This is a genomic window from Spongiimicrobium sp. 3-5 (assembly GCF_046557915.1).
Taxonomy (GTDB): domain Bacteria; phylum Bacteroidota; class Bacteroidia; order Flavobacteriales; family Flavobacteriaceae; genus JBHEBG01.
Genome location: NZ_JBHEBG010000005.1, coordinates 25,934 through 48,530, shown reverse-complemented (window position 1 = coordinate 48,530; position 22,597 = coordinate 25,934). Strand labels below are relative to the sequence as shown.

At 40.9% G+C, this 22,597-nt stretch carries 17 protein-coding genes; 7 read left to right on the top strand and 10 right to left on the bottom strand.

What is annotated here, in order from left to right; genetic code table 11:
- Nucleotides 1-3: 3 nt before the first annotated feature.
- From ACEQ81_RS16765 to ACEQ81_RS16720, 10 genes are all read right to left on the bottom strand, one after another.
- Nucleotides 4-2,370, bottom strand: coding sequence for a TonB-dependent receptor (locus ACEQ81_RS16765; protein WP_411032076.1), 2,367 nt, complete (start codon nt 2,368-2,370; stop codon nt 4-6).
- A gap of 343 nt (nt 2,371-2,713) precedes the next feature.
- Nucleotides 2,714-3,889, bottom strand: a complete 1,176-nt coding sequence (locus tag ACEQ81_RS16760) for an acyltransferase family protein (protein WP_411032075.1) — start codon at nt 3,887-3,889, stop codon at nt 2,714-2,716.
- A gap of 123 nt (nt 3,890-4,012) precedes the next feature.
- Nucleotides 4,013-5,167 (bottom strand): helix-turn-helix domain-containing protein, encoded by a 1,155-nt coding sequence (locus tag ACEQ81_RS16755; RefSeq protein WP_411032074.1) that lies wholly within the window; start codon nt 5,165-5,167, stop codon nt 4,013-4,015.
- Nucleotides 5,168-5,230: 63 nt separating this feature from the next.
- Complete coding sequence (locus ACEQ81_RS16750) at nt 5,231-6,181, bottom strand: sugar phosphate isomerase/epimerase family protein (RefSeq protein WP_411032073.1); 951 nt, start codon at nt 6,179-6,181, stop codon at nt 5,231-5,233.
- Between the two features lie 79 nt (nt 6,182-6,260).
- Nucleotides 6,261-7,247: a type I glyceraldehyde-3-phosphate dehydrogenase gene (gene gap, locus ACEQ81_RS16745; protein ID WP_411032072.1), complete on the bottom strand. Its 987-nt coding sequence runs from the start codon at nt 7,245-7,247 to the stop codon at nt 6,261-6,263.
- Between the two features lie 22 nt (nt 7,248-7,269).
- On the bottom strand, nt 7,270-7,881 hold the full coding sequence (locus ACEQ81_RS16740; RefSeq protein ID WP_411032071.1) for a pyridoxamine 5'-phosphate oxidase family protein: 612 nt from the start codon (nt 7,879-7,881) through the stop codon (nt 7,270-7,272).
- A gap of 92 nt (nt 7,882-7,973) precedes the next feature.
- A complete protein-coding gene (locus ACEQ81_RS16735) occupies nt 7,974-8,105 on the bottom strand; it encodes a hypothetical protein (RefSeq protein ID WP_411032070.1) in 132 nt (43 codons plus the stop codon).
- A 7-nt stretch (nt 8,106-8,112) separates the two neighbouring features.
- Nucleotides 8,113-9,099, bottom strand: a complete 987-nt coding sequence (locus ACEQ81_RS16730; protein WP_411032069.1) for an alpha/beta fold hydrolase — start codon at nt 9,097-9,099, stop codon at nt 8,113-8,115.
- Between the two features lie 31 nt (nt 9,100-9,130).
- Nucleotides 9,131-9,538: a nuclear transport factor 2 family protein gene (locus tag ACEQ81_RS16725; RefSeq protein WP_411032068.1), complete on the bottom strand. Its 408-nt coding sequence runs from the start codon at nt 9,536-9,538 to the stop codon at nt 9,131-9,133.
- 80 nt (nt 9,539-9,618) lie between these two features.
- Nucleotides 9,619-10,170, bottom strand: a complete 552-nt coding sequence (locus tag ACEQ81_RS16720; RefSeq protein ID WP_411032067.1) for a TetR/AcrR family transcriptional regulator — start codon at nt 10,168-10,170, stop codon at nt 9,619-9,621.
- A 283-nt stretch (nt 10,171-10,453) separates the two neighbouring features.
- Here ACEQ81_RS16720 and ACEQ81_RS16715 point away from each other — a divergent pair, with 283 nt between their 5' ends.
- From ACEQ81_RS16715 to ACEQ81_RS16685, 7 genes are all read left to right on the top strand, one after another.
- Nucleotides 10,454-10,918 (top strand): DoxX family membrane protein, encoded by a 465-nt coding sequence (locus tag ACEQ81_RS16715; RefSeq protein WP_411032066.1) that lies wholly within the window; start codon nt 10,454-10,456, stop codon nt 10,916-10,918.
- Nucleotides 10,919-11,243: 325 nt separating this feature from the next.
- A complete protein-coding gene (locus tag ACEQ81_RS16710) occupies nt 11,244-11,603 on the top strand; it encodes a hypothetical protein (RefSeq protein ID WP_411032065.1) in 360 nt (119 codons plus the stop codon).
- Nucleotides 11,604-11,674: 71 nt separating this feature from the next.
- Nucleotides 11,675-12,208 carry an OmpH family outer membrane protein gene (locus tag ACEQ81_RS16705; RefSeq protein ID WP_411032064.1) on the top strand — a complete coding sequence of 178 codons (534 nt, stop codon included), beginning with the start codon at nt 11,675-11,677 and terminating at the stop codon, nt 12,206-12,208.
- A complete protein-coding gene (locus ACEQ81_RS16700; RefSeq protein WP_411032063.1) occupies nt 12,195-12,860 on the top strand; it encodes a hypothetical protein in 666 nt (221 codons plus the stop codon). The genes ACEQ81_RS16705 and ACEQ81_RS16700 overlap by 14 nt, the downstream gene beginning before the upstream one ends.
- Nucleotides 12,861-12,899: 39 nt before the next feature.
- The gene (locus ACEQ81_RS16695) at nt 12,900-18,293 is read left to right on the top strand and encodes a PKD domain-containing protein (protein ID WP_411032062.1); all 5,394 of its coding nucleotides are present in this window, start codon (nt 12,900-12,902) and stop codon (nt 18,291-18,293) included.
- A 28-nt stretch (nt 18,294-18,321) separates the two neighbouring features.
- A complete protein-coding gene (locus ACEQ81_RS16690) occupies nt 18,322-22,029 on the top strand; it encodes an RHS repeat domain-containing protein (protein WP_411032061.1) in 3,708 nt (1,235 codons plus the stop codon).
- 12 nt (nt 22,030-22,041) lie between these two features.
- On the top strand, nt 22,042-22,512 hold the full coding sequence (locus ACEQ81_RS16685; protein WP_411032060.1) for a hypothetical protein: 471 nt from the start codon (nt 22,042-22,044) through the stop codon (nt 22,510-22,512).
- The last annotated feature ends 85 nt before the right edge of the window (nt 22,513-22,597 follow it).

The following is a 22,597-nucleotide window of genomic DNA, read 5'->3' as shown; positions in this document are numbered from 1 at the left end:
TCGTTAAAATTTAAAGTTATACGTTGCGGAGGGTACCATACCAAAAATTGCGGTTCTGGTAGCTTCATTGGCCCCGGTCTCTATATTCTGTCCGAAGGAAATGGATGCTGCATTTTTGTGGTTGTAGACGTTATAGAGTCCAAAGACCCATTCGCCCTTCCATCTTTTGTTAGGTCTTCTGTTTGGCCTATAGGTAGCAGAGATATCTAAACGATGATAGGCAGGTAGCCTATCGGAATTCCGGTCAGAATAGCTGGCTATGGAGAGCCCCTCGTATTCATATTGTCCGTTAGGATACGTTACCGGCCTACCGGTCTGAAAGACCAAATTGGTTCCTAAACTCCATTTATCGTTTAACTTATAAGCTCCCGTAAGCGAAAAATCGTGTGTTCTGTCATAGGCAGTGTTGTACCAGTTGCCATCATTAATTCCCAATCCGCCGGCACTACCACCGGGTGCGCGCTGTTCAGACTTTGACAGGGTATAGGCAAGCCACCCGGTAAATCTACCTTCATTTTTTCGTACTAAGAATTCCAATCCGTAAGCTCTAGATTCCCCGTTCAGGATTTCCGTTTCAATGGTGTTGTTACCAATAAGGTCCGATCCATCAATGTAGTCTATTCTGTTGTCGGTGGTTTTGTAATATGCCTCTACCTCCAGACTGTATATTTTATCCTTGAAATTTCTAAAATACCCCAAGGCAAATTGATCGGATATCTGAGGTTCCACAAACTGGCCACTAGGTGTCCAAACGTCCAAAGGAGTAACGGAAGTGGTATTGGACAACAAATGAATGTATTGGGCCACACGAGAGTATCCGGCCTTTACCGAAGAAAATTCGTTTAACTGATAGGCCAAGGACACCCTAGGTTCCAAATTCCCAAAATCCTTAATGGTTTCCCCTTTATCAAAATTGGTTTCGCCAATTTCTATACCTCGCTCGTAAATCCCCAACGTATTGTTATAAACAACGGGTTGGTTGTTGGCATAATTTGCCATAGGCTGTCCGCCAAGGCGGGCAAAGGCACTGTACCGCAATCCGTACTGGGCGGTAAGATTATCGGTAAGTTTATGTTCCGCGTTTATGTAGATACCACTCTCAAAAGCTCTTTTCTCATCCAGTTTTCTAGGGTTTATGGAAGAAGTAGGGGTAGAGGGGGTAATCTGTCCGGGATCGAACTTGTAATAAATACCACTAGCCCCAAAATCTAGCTTAAACCTATCGTTGAAGTAATACTTAAGATCGTACTTTAGGTGGTAATTCTTTATGGACGATATCCAATCGAACTCCAAAAGATCGATTCCCAGATCATAATCATATTCGCTATAGATTACCGATGCATTGGAAAATAAGCGATCGTTAAAAATATGGTTCCACCTAAGATTTCCCGACTTATTGCCATAGCTGCTGGTAAAATTTCCATTAAAATCAAATGCATCCCTTCCAAAGTAGCCAGAAAGGAATAGCCGGTTATTTTCATTGATATTGTAATTGGTCTTTAGGTTTAGGTCGTAAAAATTGGCACTGTTCTTCTCACCGGCTGCTTTTAACAACAGGTGGGCATAAGAACCACGGCCTGCAATTAAAAAGGAACCACGGTCTTTAAACAAAGGCCCTTCTGCCGCTAGCCTACTAGATATTAAGCCAATTCCGCCGGTAAGGGCAAAGTTTTTACTGTTTCCGTCCTTTTGACGAATATCCAATACAGAGGAAGCCCTGCCACCAAAACGGGCCGGTATACCTCCTTTATAGAGTTTCATGTCCTTAATGGCGTCTGCATTAAAGACGGAAAAGAACCCCAACAAGTGCGAAGTGTTATAAATAATAGCTTCGTCCAATAAAACCAAATTCTGGTCTACCGCTCCTCCCCTTACGTTAAAGCCACTAGACCCTTCTCCGTTATTGGTTACTCCAGGTAGTAATTGCAATGACTTTATTACATCTACTTCCCCTAAGACCACAGGCATCTGTTTTACCGTTTTAATGTTCATTTTGGCCACACTCATTTCTGGTTTTCTAAGAATGGCACGCTCCGGTTCTTCTGCGGTAACTACAATTTCTTCTAACCGAGTGGTAAACTCCTGGATTTCCAAATCTATCTTTTGATTTCGGATCAGTTCAATTTCACGTTTGATTTCCGTGTAGCCCATATGGGATATCACCAAGGTATAGTTGCCTTTTGGGGCAGTGATGGAATAGAATCCATACTCGTTGGTTATAGCACCAATAGTGGTGCCTTCCAAGAATGCGGAAGCGCCAAAAAGCGTTTCCCCATTGCTTGCATCTTTAATAGAACCGCTTATGGTATACTGATCTTGTGCGGACAGTACAGCGGCGAATAACATAAAAAATACTAATAAATGCTTCATTTGTTTTTGATTGTTGAATATTAATTGTTGACTATTTGTTTTTTGATTGATAAAGATTGATGTTTCGTTTAATTCATAGATTTTAAGGTTTACGTTCTTACTGACAGATGAAACAATAAAGGGTTGCATCCTCTGTATTTTAAATGGATCATTTTGCTTTTATTTAACAGATTATTGAAGGAACATTTTTGGTATTTTGAATCCATCCGTGAGTTTTTCCAGCTCCTTGGCAATTTGCAAAAGTCTGTAATCGTGCCACTTACGACAATGTATTTGTATCCCTACCGGAAGTCCTGCTTTGGGGTATTATTGGTTTCTTTCATATAAGACCAAATGGCGGTCCCTATGCTTTTATAAATTTCTCTTTACTAACCGGTGCTTTTTTAGCAGTGTGCACCTTCATACCGAATATAAACCTGAGCAGATTGAATCTCTTAATTATGAACCAATAGGTAATAAAAATTGAAATTAAGGACAGCATAATGATCAATACGGCCTGTAATGCGTATGAAATCTGCCATTGCAATACTATGTAGCCAACAATGACCAGGGCAGGTTGGTGCAAAAGGTAAAATGGATAAATGGCCTCGTTCAACAGTTTTCGCCACCTGTTTTCTTTGTTGAAGTAGGTTTTAAAATAGCCGATGGCAGTAAGGCCACAAGAAAGGGCAATACCCATTTGGATGGCACCGTAGATATATTTTTGCCATGGAAGACCGTAATCGAAGACCCAAAACGAGAACATGAGTACGGTAAGTATAAGGGTTTGGTAAAAAAACGACCGTCTTTGTGCAGCCAAGGCGCTAATTACCTTATCGCTGGTAAACAACATAAACCCACTTAGGAAGAACAATAGATAATAGGTAAAATAGGCCCAGTCATTGTATAAGGCATGGGTACTTCTAGGAAAGTATTGCCTTAGGATAAGCTGTGAAATAAAAATGACCGGAAGCAACCAGTTGAGTCCCATTTTCTTTGAGACAAGGTTGATTATCTTATTTTTTACCTCGGCAAAATGTTTGCTCTTGGCATACTTTAAAAAGGGAGTTATCAGTAAAGATATAATGAAGAGGTACAGTATAAACCACAGATGGTGCCAAGAGATATTACCTATAGGGTAGGGACCACCATCGAACATATGGGGGTAAAAATCCCAAAGTGAGCTGTACTGATCTATCCGCTCTATATAGACCTGTACAGGTACAAGGATAAAAAAGCCAACGGAAAAGGGTATGTACAGACGTTTAAAACGCTCCTTAAGATACTGCCAGCTGGTTCTGTGTCCAATAGCATAATAGGTTCCTACACCAGATACCAAAAAAAGTAGCGGCATACGCCACAAGTGCAGCCAGCTCATTATTGGATCTAAAAATGCAAAGGACTCCGCACTGTTAACATGCCACTCTTCTGGTCTAAAGATCATGCCTACATGAAAAAAGTATACACTGATGATAAGGCCTATCCGTAACCAGTCTATAAAATATTTACGTTCTTTTTGGGTTTTACCATTGGTTTCCATAATTGTATTGTTATTAGATTATGGAACAAAACTATGGAAGGGTAGAGGCGTGCAGCGAATCTCCCTATAAGCACGGCGTTCGTCCTTATAGGGAGCTACATATTTTATCTGATAATCAGGTATTTACAAATCTCTATATGCAGATGGCGTTTGCGAAGTATGCCTTTTAAATGCAGTGTTAAAGGCTGATTTTGAGTTATAACCAACCCGTTCGGCTACCTCTTCAATCGTTAATTTTTTGCCCATATCGGTCTTAAGGATGGTCTTGGCCTCTTCTACACGATGTGTTGCCAAAAGCTCAAAAAAAGACTGCCCCAATTTTTCGTTGATGACTTGGGAAACATGATGTGGCGTTTCGTTGATTGCCTTTGCCAAACCCGATAAGGAGGCTGTGCCGCTTAAATAATACTTTTGTTGTATCATTTGCGAATTAATGCTTTTAAGAATCTCATTTTTTTCAAACTGGTCCAAGGACGATTTCTTGTACTTTAGGGTAGGTGCCTCTAAAAATGTGGAAGCCTGATTGTAGTAAGATGAGCGATCCATAATTTGGGCGGCCGTTGCATATATCATAAGCGTGAGGTACAAATAAATGAAATGATCCCCGACATCATTTTTGAAGATTAGCTTAACAAAAACAAAAATGCATAGCACCACTGTGGTATGATAAAACATGTTGCGCATAGATACCAAGGTTTTGTCCGTGGTCTTAAAAACAGACTGACCAAGGGATTTACTCTTGGCAAAGAGCATTTTGAACATTAGCAGAATATATACGCCAAAAGATATTCCGGTAAGCACATTAACATATTGCCTAACACCCCAGGGGTCATCGGAGAAAGTTGGGCTTTCTTCCAATAAAGGAATATCCAATTGCATTACTTCGATGGTGTCATTGTACTTTACGGCATCGGGTTGTAAAAAATAGAACATACAGTAGCCGAGCCAAAAAACGAAGGGTACAAAATGTAACCAGCATTTAGAATGGCGGTCATCTCCCAATTGTGAAGAAACAAACATGTAAAGCAGCGGGGCCATTATGAAGTTAACCGGTTCGGCGAAATTGGAGAACTGTAGAAAATCGAATATGAAACCGGTATAGTTTAACCAGCCTTCCAACATTACCATAGAAAGAGAAACAATGAACAATCCCATAAAGAGGTTGGGACGGTTTGTTCTAAACGATTTTTTAATGATAAAGAACGATATAAAAATCCCAAGAAAAATACCCGATAACAAAATCAGGGCAATAAAATCGAGGTTTTTCGGTATATCCATATTCCCAAAAGTACAGATAATATCCAATGCCTTGCAACGGGCACGTAATTTAATGGTTAGGGATTAGTCCAAACCTTGCCAAGCCCTTTCTATAAGTGCTTTGGTGGCCCGTATGCCTTCTGGCTCACTTAGGCGTTCGCCTTCGTATTCTATGCCGATATATCCTTCAAATTTGGCATCTTTCACCAACTGCAAAAATTTCTTATAATCTAGCATGGTCTCATTGCCGTTTTCATCAAAATTATAGGATTTGGCGCTTACACCCTTGGCATAGGGAAGAAAGTCGGCAACACCCCGATAATGATCATAAACTTCTGTGCACTGGTTGTTCTGGGTGCCTCCCCATTCTTTGTTTAGGCACCAATTGCCAAAGTCGGGCAAAGTGCCCAAATACGGATTATCCACGGTTTTTATTATATCCACGATGTACGCTCCGTCAGAGGTATGAAGACCATGATTTTCTATAAGAACGTTAATACCCACTTTGGCGCCATATTCGGCCAAGAGACCCAGACCGTTTACCAAGGTGCTCTTTAATGTATCTCGATCGCCTTCACCAAAGGCGTTTACTCTTATAGAATGGCACCCTAGGATTTTGGCCGCGTGTATCCATTTGTAATGGTTCTCCACGGCTGTCAATCGTTCCTGGTCATTGGTATTGCCCAACAGTCCTTCGCTATCTACCATAATCAAAAGGCTCGTTACCTCTTCGTTATTGGCGTGCTCTTTCATCTGGTTCCAGAACTTTTCACTATGACCGTAATCCTTATAAAAGGAATTAACGTATTCTACGGCACCGATACCGTAATCATTTCTGGCAATGGCAGCAAAGTCAGTGGCTTTTATGCTGTTTGCTTCCAAGGCCCTGTGCATGGACCATTGTGCCAGGGAAATTTTTGGGTTGGACATATTTGAAAAGGATATAACCTTGTCAGCGGCCATCAAAGCCGATGGGGCCGACAAGGCTAGACCGCTAAGCGCGGTATTTTTAATAAATGACCTTCTAGAGTACATAGTTTTCTAATTAAAGAATACTTGTAAAGTAATCTATTTTAAAGAAATTATCAAGAAGGACGGTGCAATATATTTTGGCTTAGAGTTCAAGGATTTGCCGAATCATCTGATTGGTAAAGCCCCACTCGTTATCGTACCACGTCATCACCTTTAACAGATCACCATCTACCACTCTGGTCATACCCAAATCCACGGTTGAGGCATAAGGACTTTTTACAATATCCGAAGAAACTATGGGTTCCGTAGTTGTGGTCAATACATTGGCGTAGCGCGCAGATTTTGCCTCTTCTTCAAAAATGGCGTTTATTTCCGCTACTGTTACAGGTCTTTCTGTAACGAATGTCATATCGGACAGTGAACCAACGGGTATGGGTACACGTATGGCCACACCATCAAATTTTCCGGCATATTCCGGCAAAGCTTTTGTGGTGGCTACTGCCGCTCCTGTTGTGGTGGGAACAATATTGGCCGCTCCGGCCCTGCCCATTCTAAAATTCTTTTTAGACGGACCATCTACCATGCTCTGGGACGCAGTATAGGCATGAATGGTGGTCATAATGGCTTTTTTTATCCCTATTCTTCTACCCAATACTTCTACCACCGGGCTAATATTATTGGTGGTACAGCTGGCACACGAAAAAATACTGGTGTTGCCATCTTTGGAGTTTACACCGTGCACTACGGTAGGGGTATCGGCGCTTTTGGTAGGTGCAGAAATCACTACGGTCTTGGCACCGGCCTTTATATGCTTTTCCGCATCCTCCCTAGCGGTAAAAAAGCCTGTACTTTCTATGACCACATCTATTTTGTTTTCTTTCCAGGGTAAGGCTTCGGGGTTGCGTTCCGAGTTGTACTGAATTTTTTTACCATTAACGATCAAATGATTTTCATCATGGTCTACTTCCTTTTCGTAAATACCATAAACCGAATCGTATTTTAAGAGATAGGCTATGTTTTCTATCGCTACAATATCGTTTACTGCCACCAGTTCCAAGCTAGGGGTGTCTAATATTACTTTGAGCGCAGCTCTCCCGATGCGCCCCATTCCGTTAATTGCTATTTTCATATTTCAAAATTGTTTTTGGGTTTTATTTCGCTTTTTTAATGATTTCTTCCAGTTCGGCAATCCGTTTCCTTAAGGGATCTACCACTTTTGCCATATCCTCGGGGGTAAAACGTTGTTGAATGTGCTGTGGACAGTTAATGTCCCATGCTTCCAAGGTAAAAATAATAGCCCGTTCTACCTTTGCTTTGTATGAAATATCCGCAAGGGATTCCAGTAATTTTTCATCGTCCTCCACAGTATGTGCCTTACCCCATAATTTTACCCGTGTTCTATTTGGGTAATCCATTAAAAAAATAAAGGCCCTATTGTTTTCTGTGAGATTCCCGGTAGAGATGTATTGTCTGTTGCCGGAAAAATCTGCAAAGGCCAATCTATTGGCATCCAATACTTTTAAAAAGCCCTTTGGGCCGCCACGGTGTTGAATATATGGTTGTCCCTGGGTATTGGAAGTCCCTAGATAAAAGGAGTCCATAGTACTTAAAAACTGCTCCAATTGTGGGTTAATTTCCGATTGCCATCCGCCAGATTGCTCCATACGTTCGTAGCTCTTGCGCGAACGGTATTTTGTTTGCATGGCTTTTACGGCAGGTGTAAAGGCAATGTCACTAGTGTATTTTGGGTCGTTGTCTTTCATACTAAAATTTTAAAATGCCACAGCGCGACGGATCATCGTGCTGCGACATTCATAATTATTCCAATTATACTGCTGAGTACCCATCAAATCCTTTATAAAAATTTAAACTGGGTAGACAGGAAAGAATGTCTTCTTCTACCGTTCCATGTTAGTCGTTTTGAGGTAGGTACCCTTTCAATATTTAGGGTTTCCGGTTTGTCCGTTTTTATGTTTATCGCTTTCATAATGTTATTATTTTATATTGTTCTTGTTTAAAAATTTTAAAATGTAATCCGCAATCTCATCGCCTTTTTCTTCCAAGGCAAAATGACCTGTGTCCAAAAGGTGGAATTCCAGGTTTTTCAAATCCTTTTTATAGGGATGGGCCCCTTCGGCAGGAAAGATGACATCGTTCTTGCCCCAAACAATTAGGGTAGGGGGTTGATGGTCCCTAAAGTACTGTTGCCATTTGGGGTATAGGGGCACGTTTGTTCGGTAATCGTAGAACATGGCCAGTTGAATCTCGTTATTTTCCGGTCTTGTAAGATGTTGCAAATCTATGTTCCAGTTATCGGGACTAATTTTTGTGCTATCCTTTACTCCATGGGTATATTGCCATTTAAGTCCGGCCAGGGCATGGAAACCTTCAAGAGCCTTGCCATCTTCTACCGCATGGTCTTTCCAATATTTTTTAAGCGGAATCCAAAAATCGCTTAATCCCTCTTCATAGGCATTCCCGTTCTGAATGATCAGGGCATCTACTCTTTCGGGATATTTGGCCGCAATTCTAAAGCCTATAGGGGCGCCGTAATCCATTAGATAGATGCTATATTTAGTGACCTTTAACTCTTCCAAGAACCCTTCCACTATTTTGGACATATTGTCGAACGTATACTCAAAATTGGTCATGGCCGGCTGATCGCTTCTTCCGTAACCGGGATAGTCGGGGGCAAGCACGTGGTACTTTCCGGATAGGTCCGAAATCAAATTACGGAACATGTGAGACGAGGTAGGATACCCATGTAGTAGTAAGATGGTGGGTTTGTTGGCGTCTCCTGCTTCCCGATAAAAAATGTTCACCCCGTTTACTGCTACACTTTTGTGGTAGGTAGGTTGAGGACTATTGGTGGTTAACCCTAAATTGGTTTTGTCATTGGACGTTTCAAAAGAAGCGGTCCCAAAGGCGATCATTGCAATTAGCAGACCCCCTGTTACTATTTTTAACGTACTTGTTTTCATTTTTTTGTATTAAGATTAGATTTATATTGAATTAAAATTTTCTATCAGATTCGTTTATTTTAATATCGTTGGCACTCATGTCGCGTACGCGCATTAGCCCCTCCTCGTTAAACTCCCAATGCTCGTTACCGTGTGTTCGGAACCACTGACCAGAATCGGCTTCCTGCCATTCGTATTCAAATCGGACAGAAATCCTATTGTCCGTAAATGACCAGAGGTATTTTCTAAGTTTGTAATGCTGCTCTTTGGACCATTTGTCCGTTAAGAAAGCCGCTATGGCTTCTCTACCAGTAAAGAAAAGATCCCTGTTTCGCCATTGGGAATCAACGGAATACGCTAGGGAAACCCTTTCCGGATTTTTGCTGTTCCAGGCATCTTCGGCCAATTGTACTTTGGCCGCTGCGGTTTCTTTGTTAAAAGGCGGTACTATTTGTTTCATTTTAATTGTTTTTAAAAACAGACAAGTCTGTTTTATTTGTGATGTACTAATTATACTTCTATGGTATGCATTACATACCGTTACGCTAATAGTTTAGTGCAGGCTCTTTGGGCTGCTTTAATGGGCCAGGCGTTGTGTTGAATTTGGGAAAGGATAATGGCTCCTTCCATTAAGACCATTACTTCTTCGGCCAAAGCGGCCGCATCATCATAATTCTCCTCGCTCAACAGACTGTAGATCCATTTGTGTACCTCATTTTTATGGAGCGCCGTTTGATCTCGTATTTTCCCTTGTTCGGCAGGCAGATCCGTGATAATATTTTGAAAGCCGCAACCCCTGTAGCCGTCTTGTTTTAGCCACTTGGCCATAAAATCGAAACAAGCCAGCACCTTATCCTTATTGCTTGGCCGGGTAGATACAAAATCTGATAATGCACCCATCCAGTTAAAGTGCCTTTGCTGCAAGTAGGCTACGGCGATGTCTTCCTTGGACCTAAACGATTGGTACATGCTAGATTTTGCTACTCCTGCTTCTTCTATGATTTGATTAATGCCCGTTTGGTTGTAACCCTCATAATAGAATAAACGCGATGCTGTTTCAATAATCCTTTCCCGAACGCTTAACTTTTTCATGGGACAAATATATAGAAAAATAAATACGAACAGACTTGTATGTATTTATTTAGCATTTAATTAACATAAATAATTTTCTTTTGTACCGGCATGGACGTTAACACAGAAACGGGAAATATCGATGATTTTTTTAAAAAAGTAGGTGTCATGGGTAATGATTTCCATTTTGATGATTAAGTTTGCGAAGTACCGAAAAGATACGGACAATTTTACCTAGTAGTAAAGCGGTGCAAGGTCTGCCAACATATTATGAGACCTTTTCAATTAATCTATAGTAGAGCCAATGAGAGCGTTTTTTATAAGTTTAGATCAACAAATTGCAAAGGGCATGGGTAAATGGGGCGTGCCTACCATACGTTTTTCTTTTGCCGTTATTTTCTTTTGGTTCGGCATTCTAAAACCTTTTGGATTGTCTGCGGCCGAAGGTTTACTTAAAGCTACGGTAGCCTGGCTTCCTTTTGGGGATCCGGAATGGTGGTTGGTGGTCATCGGATGGTGGGAGGTGGTCATAGGAATTACTTTTTTGTTTAAGCGTACTACCAGGATTGCCATTGGCCTTCTGTTTCTTCAGATGCTGGGTACTTTTATGCCCCTTGTTTTTTTACCCGAAATTACTTTTCAGAATGGAAACTATCTGTTACCTACCATGGAAGGACAATACATTACCAAAAACCTGATGATCCTTTCCGCGGCCATGGTGGTTTGGGGATCTATGTACGTTAAAGAGCGGTCCGCCAAATTGCAATAAAAATGTTCCCTCGTTTGTAACTTCCTAATGATGTGTACCGGATAAACGGACAAATTATTTAGGTATCCTTAAGAACTTTCAAATTCTAAAGACCGGAATCAAAATTCGGCACTCTTTTAATCCAACCGCATAATTTTAAATCGGACGAAATGCAATTTTAACACCTGGCTTTTCCGTACCCTATACCATATAATGTAGGAAATGTATTTCATCGAAATTAAGAAATATATTTTTTATTATTCAAAATTAATAATACATTTAGCTGTGTTATTCTTACATCAGTAAATGAATAATAGTTTGACCAAATCAGTTTGACCTACAGATTATGCTTGAGACACTATATGGTAAAATGCCATGGGTCCAGTCTTTTGGTACGGTTGCGCAAGGCGACCTTAAAGACACCCGAAAAAGATTACGTTTCACCACTTCCGGGATTTCCGTTCCGCCGTATTCCAAAATACAAGAACATTCCGGTCTACCTATGAGATCCATGGGGAAGCCCATTGCCAATTTTCCATTTGGACAAGACCATGGCGTACGTCCTAGTGAAACCAATGACATGCGGTTGGGAGAGATGAACAAGTTGTTGCACGAGAAAATTGAGGAGCTGATATTTTACATTTTGAAGCAACAAATGGAACCGCAAATGCAAAAAGAGTCAAATCTAGAACTCGAACAAGACTAATGAAATTGGAAAATTCCTTTAATACAAATGAAAAAGAAACCTACAGCTAATAAACAAAAACACCAAATACCATGAATAAACTAGCATTGCCTATATCTATCATCGCCCTTGTGGCAAGTATGGCCACTTTTTTTCTTTTACCATCAAAATCCGAGTTGGTCTTTGTGGACATCAATAAGTTGGTAGAAGGTTATGACCGGACCAAAACCGAAAGAGAAACTTTTAATAATAAAGCCAGCACACTAAAGGCCAATGCAGACAGTCTTTTGGTAGATTGGCAAAAGGAACTACGGACGTATGAAAAAGAACGTGCCTCCATGACTAAAAAAGAATTGGAGTTAAAACAACAACTATTGCAAAACAAACAGCAACAAATTAATAGTTACCAACAGGCGATACAAAAACAGATAGAAGAAGAGGATCAAAAAATGACCCAAACGGTAGTTAATGATATTAATGATTATGTAAAAGAATACGGTAAAAAGAAAGGGTATCGAATCATTTTTGGCGCCAAGGGAAGCGGAAATATTATGTATGCCGAAGATGTTTCAGATTTAACCCAAACAGTGTTGAACGGTTTAAATTCTGAGTATGCAGGTGAATAATAGAAAAACAAAACAACGCTTTCTCTTTCCACAAGATAGGATCAGAGCATTAACATTTACGCTCATGGTAATTACGTTTAGCTCCTGCCATCAAAACAAGTTTGAATCGGAGCAAGCACTTTGGGCCCATATCAAAAAAGAGGAGAATGGCTATGTGCATCAAAAAACGGTTAATAATGTTTCCTATACGCTTACCTATAGGCCTACGGACATATTGGTAAAACAGGAATTGACAGATCGGTATGCTATAGAAACGGTAGATAGCCTTAGAAATAAGTATGGGGAATATCTCTATTTTAATTTGAGCATGAGCTCCAACAACCAAGAACTCTTAAGCAACAAGATAGGAAACAGAAATACTTTTGGCACCATGGTAAACCAGTTAGCCTTTGGTATGACAGATAAAGTACATATGTATACCAAAGCTAAGGACACTATTCCTATGGCAGATTATGTGTACCCTAGAATGTATGGTATGAGTAATGGTACTAGTATGTTATTAGTGTATCCAAAAGATGAAAGATTATTGGAAAAAGATTTTTTCCATTTCACTATTGAAGATTTAGGATTCTCTACCGGAGAAGTGCGCTTTAAAGTTTCCACTTTGCCAATTAAAGACCAACCAAAACTAAATTTTAAAAACCTACTCTAACCCAAGTTTAAACCTTGACCTATTAACACCCAGATCACTATGAAGAAGACCAAATTTTCACACAAAGTAATGGCAGTGTTTTTAACACTTACCTTTTTGCCCAGCTTGGTACCTGTAAACTTTTTGTTTGCATCCAACAATGGACCCACGGCCCCTGAAGCTTCAAGTTTTGAACCCGTGGATGCCACAGACATGGTAAACTTAGCTACTGGGGATTTAAGCTATGTATTACCATTAATGAACGTGCCTTCTCCAGAAGGAGGCTACCCATTATCATTGGCATACCATGCAGGTATAGCTATGGATCAAGAAGCTACGTGGACTGGCTTGGGTTGGAACGTAAACCCTGGTGCCATAACCCGATCCGTAAATGGTTATCCGGATGACTGGAATCAAGGTACTTTTAGAGAGTATTTCTACAACAAGGGTACAACATATACAGATTATTCCGCTAGTATTGGGTTTACTAGTAATGGAGGAGCATCTGTGGGGCTCAATCTGGCCTGGGGAGATAGCCGTTCTTTTGGGGGTTCTGTAAGTTTGGGAACAGGTATTTTAAACAAAACGGGTAATACTGTCGGTAACATTGGTGTATCTGTTGGCACTTCTGGTTTTTCGCTTAATGGTGGTACGTATATTGGAAATAATGGTTTTGGTATTGGAGGGAGTATAGGTACTAATGGTATTGGATTAAGGGGCAGTTATGGTTTTGATAGGAAATTAGGTACTAGTGGGGTATTTACAAACCAAAATTTAAATTTAGGTGTAAGCTCTAGTTGGAGTGGTGATGTTTCAGCAAATGCATCATATTCTGCTGGAGAGGGTGGCAAAAAAAGTAGTTTAGGTGTAAACTTTTCTTCCAGTGGAGTTGGTATTACAGGAACTGTTGGCAAAGCATCAGTAGGACTTAATACCTTTTCTTTTTCCCATTCGGTTTCGTCCAATGATTATAATGTAAAACAAAGTGGTTATAATATCCCGGCGTTTATCCCTTTACCTGGTGGAATATTATCTTTTAGTTTTGGGAAACAAAAGACTACCGTATCTCTTGACAATTTGGAGCACAATATTGTTAACGGAACTTTGTATTTTAGGAATAATAGAGCAGCCTTAAACCAGAATAGTACTAATGTCCGTGGAACTTCAGATATATACGGCATAAGTACTTCAGGCACATATAATAGCAATAGTAACAATGGGGTTTATCCCAATTATGATGGATATAGGGTAATGGGCCAGGGTATTGCAGGTTCCATTTCTCCACGTCACAAAAAAAATGGAGCGTTGATTGGGTTTAACAAAAAAGTGGAGAACAGTTTTCCAACAGTAGATTATGAACTTCGGCACGAACTTCCAACCTCCGGTTCTTCATATGCCACAGCAACAGATTTTACATTGCTCCCAGACTTCCAATTTGATAACGATTATACATCCAATTGGTTGCAGACACAAAAGGATTTTCACGGGAGTTCAGCAAATAGTTCGTCTATTTTTAATTATTTGACCTCCACGGCAAATGCCTCCCTTTCCCGAAGGGTAACTGGAAGATATGTGGAATATTATACCAACGCAGAGTTGGCTGCTGGGATCGGCTTTAACCTTGGGCTTTTAAAGGCGGTTTCAGCTACCCCTACATATAGCGGCACAGCCTTTGAATCAGATGGAATAGGAGCTTTTAAGGTGGTGGCACCAGATGGTAAGACCTACCATTATACCATTCCTGTATACAACCATGAGATAGTAGCAAGGCAATATGGCATGGACCCGCAATATACTTTAGAAGGTGATGCTTTTTATGAAAAACGTCAACTAAAAAAATATGCTACCCACTGGTTGTTAACTGCGGTTACAGGTCCCGATTTTGTGGACATGAATAACAATCAAAGACCTGACGACTCCGATTATGGCTATTGGGTAGCTTTCGACTACGGCAAATGGTCCAACGGCTATATTTGGTATAATCCCCATGGGGAGGAGTTTGAATTAAGTGGTACAAATGATGAGATCAAAAATTATTCTTGGGGACGAAAGGAAATCTATTATTTAGACAAAGTAATCACGCGTACCCATACGGCACTTTTTGTAAAAGAAGAACGTGCAGATGGCAGGGGAAAACAATTAACCTACCATCACCGAAAAGATAAGAATACTGCAGTCAGTACTTTTAATCTAAGAGAACAAAGTTTGTTAAGGCTTAAAGAGATTTTATTGGTGAAGAACTCGGATTTGGGAACTATTTCCAAAAATAATACAACAAATTTAAGCGCTACGCCTGCTGTTAACACTAATTATTCCATTACTTGGTTTGACACAACTGCGGATGGCGGTGGTACAAAAAATATAAACTGCAGTCGTCAAAGCAGTGTTCTTGACGCCAAGGATGCTAACAACTGGACTCTTTTAAAGGATAAATCCTCGAAAGTAGTATCTTTTTCATATGATTATAGCTTGGCTTCAGGAGCGCCCTATACCTCCTCTACAGGCAGATTGACCTTAAAAAATGTGACTTTTAAAGGAAAGGGAGACAATCAGTTGATGCCACCTTATACTTTTGCGTACAATAATACCAACAAGCCTTATGTATTTGCAGACAAGGACGAATGGGGGTATGACAAACACGACCCCGATCAATGGAGTCTTACCGATATTACAATGCCGACGGGTGGGAAAATTGTGGTAGACTATGAAGAAGACACTTTTGCTTCTGCCATACCACAAAACTTGAGTTTTTCCACCACAAGAAGCTTAGATGTTAACAACACCTTTGAAGTCTCTTCCAATGTGGATTTCTCAAATTTCGGTATCGGACTTAATGACGATATACCGGCCACTCATAGAAAAGTAACCAGTTGTAGTGATGGCGCTACCTCTTCTGATCCTGATTCATACACAATGGATGTTTATGATGGCACGGCCAAAGTGATTCAGGTCATCAATCCACAAAAGATAAAATTACAACTAAATGGCAATCCAACATCGGTGAGCAGTATATCATATGGGTCTGAATGTACAGCAATTACATTTAACAATACCTACACGAGAGTAAGTATGTCTGGCGATACATTCTCCACAGGAACACGGGTAAAATCCTTAACCACCACTGATGGGACCAATTCGTATAGGACGGATTATGATTATGATATTCCTGGTACCAATATAACATCAGGCATTGTCTCGTACATACCTTTTGGACCTTATGCTGACAAGGAGGTTCCATACGGTATGGAACTCCCTGCACCAATAGCCATGTACTCCCATGTGAAGACCACGGCTTACGGAACGGATAATACATCTCTGGGGAATACACAGTATGTCTTTAAAACACTAGTGGAAAAGAGCAGTCTTAACACCACTTTTGGAGATGTGCTTCAGATAGATAAAGATGAAGACAATTTCAATAATTCCGGTGCCGGCGCCTCTGTTTCCGTAAGTACTATAAATGTAAAAGATAATACCGCATGTTTGGGACAGTTATTATCCACTGCCAGTTATAATAGTTACGGTCAATTGTTGAGTAAGACCATCAATAATTACGCATTACCAGATAATGCACCCCAAGGGATTGTAAGAGAATCATTTCAACAGTACAAAATATTGGATTATACCAGTGGCTCTGCAACGGACAAATGGTATGTGAATAGTTCCTCTCGAACCATATACTCCAGTGCTTTGTTAAGTACTACCGTAATACAAGGTGGTTTTACGAGCACCACCTATTTTGACCAGCACGACCAATATACTGGCCAGCTTTTAAAGACCACTACAACACAGAGCGATGGTACTGAATTTAGAACGGAGACCATTCCTGCCTACACACGTTACGCAAATATGGGTAGTAAAATTACCAGCACGTCCTACAAAAATATGTTGACACAAGAAGCGATGAACAAAACATATATAAAGGACAATGGTACCTATAAATTGGTAGGGGCCGGAATCAATACATGGTCCCCATCAACCTATACGGCAAGCAACGGGGGTGGTACCTCTAGCGTATGGCGCAAGCACAAAACCTATACGTGGGATGGCTCTTCCGATAGCAATGGTTTCTTTACCAGCTTCTCTGGAGATTATGATAACTTTAATTGGAGCACAACTGCAAGTTCACAACCTACGGATTGGAAATTAACCTCCCAAATAAATGCTTATGATCCCTTTTCCATGGTTTTGGAAGTTGAGGATATCAATGGTAATAAGGCTGCTACCAAAATGGGAGATGATGATACCAAAATTATCGTTACAGCTAACGCCCCACTGTCCGAAATGTACTATAGCGGTGCAGAATATTTGGACGGTGACACTTTTGACGACGGAATAGATGATGTGGGCAGAACAGAAGATCGGGCACATACGGGCAGGTATGCCATTAAGGTCACAAGCGATCAGGGTTTTAAGACAACCTTATCTGGACACCGCGCTGGAAAATATAAAATTTCCGTTTGGGCTTCCAAGGATAATTACACCAACGCAAGGGTTTACGATGGTAATGGACTTAATTCCTTTAATGGCGAAAAGATTATTGCAGGAGACTGGGTATTGCTGAATCATTATGTAAGCTTAAGTTCCTCTAATAAAACGATATATGTAAGAGCAAATACGGGGACGTTGTATTATGATGATTTTAGAATCCATCCAGTACAATCTTCTATGAATTCTTATGTCTATAATGAATGGGACGAACTAACCCATATTATCGGAGCTAATAACCTTGCCACACAATACGTTTATAATGAAGGTGGGCAATTATGCAGTACTTATGCCGAAGTGGTAGACCAAACAGGCATTGTTGGAGGGTTTAAAGTGATAGCCAAAAGCAAACTGCAATATAAAAATGGGAGTATAGGAACCTGTAGCAACCTTTCTGGAAGTATTGCAACAGATGAAAATGTTACAAGCACTGCCTGTAATGTTGTTTTTGATATTATAGGATACGGAGGGGTCACCACTTGGAATGTAAACTTTGGTGATGGCTCTTCCCAAAATGGAACCAATAATCCACCTGCAACACTTTCCCATTCCTATAGCTCGGCAGGTAATAAAACCATTACCCTGACTTTGAACAACGAGCAATCCTTTACAACCAATATTTCGGTATCCGCTGCATACACGTTTAGCAATGCCAGTTGTTCCAATTGTAGTTCTAAAACAATACGATTAAATGGAACCCCGGGAGATCCCATTATTTATTCAGCTACAACGGGAGGCTCTGGAGCAGGATTTTATGGATACGCCACGGTAAATGGTGTACGATCCGATTTACTCAATACAGGAAGTAGTGTAAGCAGTGTAGATGCAGGGGTCTTCCCTAGTGTGGGATATGTGGACTGTAGCTTGAGTGTAAGTAATGATTCTGGCGGTTTCGGTAACACTATTCTTAGTATTGAGAAAGCGGGCGATTGTGGTACGGTAACCACTTCGGTAAATATGCAGTAAGTAAAGGTTCATTCTAAACATATAAATTATGAAACAGATTAAAAATAAATTTCAAAATTGGACAATGAGCCTACTGCTACTGCTTTGTAGTGCCATTACATATGCCCAGGATAATTTTGATGCTTTACCAACCAACAGAAACTGGAGCAGCGTTGAAAGTTTTGATGTGAACGGAACCGTAAAAAGCAGAAGTGTTTCTTTCTTTGATGAATTGGGAAAGGCCCAACAAACACAAAGTAAGGACATGCTGACCAACAAGATCTGGGCCACCCAAACCCTTTATGATTATCAGGGAAGGGCTGCACTATCAACATTAAGCGCCCCGGTTGGGACCACCTTTGGGTACCAAAGCAGCTTTATGCGCGATTCCGGAAACAATACCTATTCCATTGCCGATTTTGAATCCAACCCGGAGAGTCCTACTCCTGTTGGTACGGTTTCCAATACTTTGGGCAATTATTACAGTACCTCCAATGACAATAACGACCATCCCGGTAATAGTTATATGGACATTACCTCCTATCCATTTTCAAGGACAATCTTTAGCAAGCTTAACCCAAGCGTACCTTTAAAAGCTATTGGGGGAAACAAAATAAGCGGACAATGGCCACAGGCCTATAGTTTTACCATGAGGGCTGGCCAAGAATTGGCCCAGACTGTAGCTTTTGGCGAAACCAAATACGCAGCGTCCGATTATAAAATTCATAAGGCCGTGAGCCGAAATGTGCACGGAAATGAAAATGTAGTTTTTACCGATAACGATGGGCGCACCTTGGCGGCTGCCCGCAGTGGAGGCACTACGGCAAGAAGCATGAGCATCGATATTTATGAACAAGGATTTGTGGATATTCACGTGCCAGCTGGCAGTAGCATGGGTTTTACGGTTACCACCAATGGTAATGCGGTAACTACCTACAATTTAATAACAGAATCCACAGTTACCCCATCAACCACATTGCCCAATGGCTTTTATCGTGTATCGGTCAATGATATTGATAATTACGACCCTGCTACTCCGGTCACCGTAAATTATAAGGAGAATTATTATGACTATAGTCTTAACGAATATGATAAAGCCGGTAGACTTATAGCAAGTTACCAACCCTTGGGAACCACCAAGGCTACAAAACCCAAGACTACCTATCAATACAATACCTTGGGGCAACTGACCTACACCAAAAGCCCGGATGAGGGAGAAGCCTGGTTCAAATATCGTAATGATGGGCAGATACGATACTCCCAGAACAGTGTTCAAAAAGATGCAGGTCTATTTTCCTATACCGATTACGACAGTTTTGGGCGCCCCGTGGAAAGTGGCGTAGTACAGAACAGTGGGTTTACCTCCGCCAATCCGGATGCCGCTATGGTCTCTGGCACAAGAACAGAGGTACAACATACAGAATATGACGAGACCGCGGAGACCTACAATTTAGGCACTAGACAATCTTCCTACCCTGCACTGGATTTCTCAGCAGGTAATGTGGCCTATACCGCCAACGATTATAATGAAACTTGGTATAGCTATGATATTTATGGGAGAGTAAAATGGTTGGTACAGGAGACACAAGGCTTGGGCACCAAAACCGTAGACTATGAATACGACCCTATAACCGGGCTGGTAACCAAAGTCCTTTATCAAAAAGGGGTGTCCAGTGAACAATTTATCCATAGATATACCTATAATAGTACAGATCAATTAACAAAGGTGGAAACTTCTACCAATGGAAGCACATATACTACCCATGCAGAATATGAATATTATGAGACTGGGGCCTTAAAACGTACCGAATTGGCCGAGGGTTCCCAAGGTGTGGATTACGTTTACAATTTGGCAGGACAGTTAAAAAGCATTAACCACCCAAGTTTAAGCGCCGCGGATGATCCTGGGGGGGATAACAATGATCTGTTTGGCATGCAGTTGGACTATCATGGGAGTGATTATGCAAGGAAAACGACCAATAATATTACCACACCCGGTTATGGTACAGATCAGTTAAATGGGAACATTAAGGGGATACGATGGAACAGTCCGCTATATGCCGTTGCCGGTAAGCAGAGCACCTATGCCTTTAACTACGACCGGAACAATTGGTTAAGCCAGGCCAATTTTGGACAAGTGGCCACTGAGGATGAACCCGCCGAGGAGGATTTAACCAGTAGTTCTGTGTATGCCAATGCAAGCAATACCACTTTGGAAGCGGGTAATAGCATTAGGTGGCTACCGGGGTTCCATGCCCAATCGGGAAGTACGTTAACCGCCCGTATTGTTGGTGGATTTAATGAAGTGGGCAGTGGAGATTACGATGTTACCGGGATAACCTATGATGCCAACGGAAATTTACAACACCTAAAGCGCAACAAGGATGCCAGTGGTGGCAATGCCATGGACGACCTTAGCTACACCTATAAGACCGACCCGCAGGATGGCCCCAACCAGTTGTTGCGGGTAGACGATGCGGCCGGTGATGTTTCCGGTGCGGACGATATTGGGGACCAAGACGGTAATAACTATGTATACAATAAAATAGGGCAGTTGGTTAGCAATACCGGGGAGAATATTGGGTACGTCTATAACGCCAGCGGTCTGGTGACCGAGGTTAAAAAAAATAATGTAACTTTGGTTAAGTTCATGTATAACGATAGGAGTCATAGGGTGAAAAAGCAAAGTTACACTAGCGGTACCTTAACGAACACCACCTATTACGTTAGGGATGTTACCGGTAGCGTTATGGCCATCTACAATAACAGCACGCTAGTGGAACAACCTATTTATGGTAGCCAAAGGTTGGGAGTACACTATAGGTCTGGAGGTACCAATGTATATCAACTTACCGATCATTTGGGTAATGTACGTGCCTTGTTCCAGAAAAATGGCACTGGTACCAACAATGAAGACTATACGGATTACTATCCGGGCGGGATGGCCATGCCCGGACGGAATGTCGTCGGGGATTACCGTTATGATTATCAAGGGCAATTTTCGGAAAAAGATGATGAGACTGGGCATAATTTCTTTGAACGTAGGTTTTACGATTCAAGGATAATGAGATGGTTAAGGCCAGATGATGTAAGGCGAACAAGCCAATCTCCTTATATGGCCATGGGGAACAATCCAATTCTTTACGGCGATCCTGACGGCAGGGACATTATCATACTTAATTCGAGTATGGCAGTAGGTGGTCTGGGTCATGCCGCAGTACTGATAGGGAATGACAGAGATGGTTGGAGGTATCTTTCTAAGAATGGAACAGATAAAAATTTAGGCACGTTATTTGGGTTGAGTGGTGTTAACAGAAATCCTGACTTAGGCAATGTAAAATATGATTCTCAAACCGGAGCAGGAAGTGATTTTAGAGGTACAGGATTAAATGCATCGCAAGTAATACAAATTGTGAACAATCAATATCGAGAAGCACATCCCGACGGAGAACGTTATGATAATTTTATTCGTTTGGAAACCAGTACTGAGGAAGATGGGATTGCCTATAATGCTGCCTTTACCCAAGCTAATGGACATTTTTATGACGTATGTGGCTCTTCTTGTGTAGATGTTCCTCAAGACGCTCTAAAATCCCTTGGAAGATTTAAAACACCCGATATAGAAAGCAGCTATAACAATATACTTCCAAATAGATGGTTCATCAATTTTGGGTGGCATAATAACAATGCAAGATATAATAGAGTACCATATGTTGAAGTAGGGCAAGGTCACTTTGGCGCACCATTGGATGATTGATAATTTAAGAATATGAAAAAAGTAATTTTATATCTCCTATTAGTTTTTGTGCTGTTATTTGGTGTTTTTTTATTGGTTACAAAAGGTGGGATTGACCATCAAAAATCTGGTGGAATAGCATATTCAGAAACTATTGAGGAATCTAAAAAAAGAGGCGTTTTTGTTATGGAGCTTGATTATAAGGTAGAATCAAATAATTCAATTGAAGTTGTTGAGAGACTGAAATTTTTCATTGAGAAAAGTTTTAGATATGGTAAGAAAAGTACTGGTGATACCGATTCTTTGAGTGCGACAGGTCACAAATACCAAATTGGGCGGAGTCCAATGTCGGGGGACATATTTATAGGGGATTACCTTTTAGGGAATGGAGATGGAGTATTTGATGAAATGAAAGATACCTTTAGCCGAGAAATAGTGACCAAGACCCCACCATATGACAGTATTTATAAGGTCGGAGAACTGAAACTGTTTAAGAAAAAGTAAGAATTTAAAAAGCTACCTCCCTGCTGGCGCAAGCAAAAAACATCTGCAAGTGCGAGGGTCACGCTCGTACCGTACCAGAGTAAGC

Bases quoted from the DNA above. Each gene is read 5' to 3' on its own strand.
- ACEQ81_RS16765 (WP_411032076.1), bottom strand. From the start codon at position 2,370: ATGAAGCATTTATTAGTATTTTTTATGTTATTCGCCGCTGTACTGTCC.
- ACEQ81_RS16760 (WP_411032075.1), bottom strand. From the start codon at position 3,889: ATGGAAACCAATGGTAAAACCCAAAAAGAACGTAAATATTTTATAGAC.
- ACEQ81_RS16755 (WP_411032074.1), bottom strand. From the start codon at position 5,167: ATGGATATACCGAAAAACCTCGATTTTATTGCCCTGATTTTGTTATCG.
- ACEQ81_RS16750 (WP_411032073.1), bottom strand. From the start codon at position 6,181: ATGTACTCTAGAAGGTCATTTATTAAAAATACCGCGCTTAGCGGTCTA.
- gap (WP_411032072.1), bottom strand. From the start codon at position 7,247: ATGAAAATAGCAATTAACGGAATGGGGCGCATCGGGAGAGCTGCGCTC.
- ACEQ81_RS16740 (WP_411032071.1), bottom strand. From the start codon at position 7,881: ATGAAAGACAACGACCCAAAATACACTAGTGACATTGCCTTTACACCT.
- ACEQ81_RS16735 (WP_411032070.1), bottom strand. From the start codon at position 8,105: ATGAAAGCGATAAACATAAAAACGGACAAACCGGAAACCCTAAATATT.
- ACEQ81_RS16730 (WP_411032069.1), bottom strand. From the start codon at position 9,099: ATGAAAACAAGTACGTTAAAAATAGTAACAGGGGGTCTGCTAATTGCA.
- ACEQ81_RS16725 (WP_411032068.1), bottom strand. From the start codon at position 9,538: ATGAAACAAATAGTACCGCCTTTTAACAAAGAAACCGCAGCGGCCAAA.
- ACEQ81_RS16720 (WP_411032067.1), bottom strand. From the start codon at position 10,170: ATGAAAAAGTTAAGCGTTCGGGAAAGGATTATTGAAACAGCATCGCGT.
- ACEQ81_RS16715 (WP_411032066.1), top strand. From the start codon at position 10,454: ATGAGAGCGTTTTTTATAAGTTTAGATCAACAAATTGCAAAGGGCATG.
- ACEQ81_RS16710 (WP_411032065.1), top strand. From the start codon at position 11,244: ATGCTTGAGACACTATATGGTAAAATGCCATGGGTCCAGTCTTTTGGT.
- ACEQ81_RS16705 (WP_411032064.1), top strand. From the start codon at position 11,675: ATGAATAAACTAGCATTGCCTATATCTATCATCGCCCTTGTGGCAAGT.
- ACEQ81_RS16700 (WP_411032063.1), top strand. From the start codon at position 12,195: ATGCAGGTGAATAATAGAAAAACAAAACAACGCTTTCTCTTTCCACAA.
- ACEQ81_RS16695 (WP_411032062.1), top strand. From the start codon at position 12,900: ATGAAGAAGACCAAATTTTCACACAAAGTAATGGCAGTGTTTTTAACA.
- ACEQ81_RS16690 (WP_411032061.1), top strand. From the start codon at position 18,322: ATGAAACAGATTAAAAATAAATTTCAAAATTGGACAATGAGCCTACTG.
- ACEQ81_RS16685 (WP_411032060.1), top strand. From the start codon at position 22,042: ATGAAAAAAGTAATTTTATATCTCCTATTAGTTTTTGTGCTGTTATTT.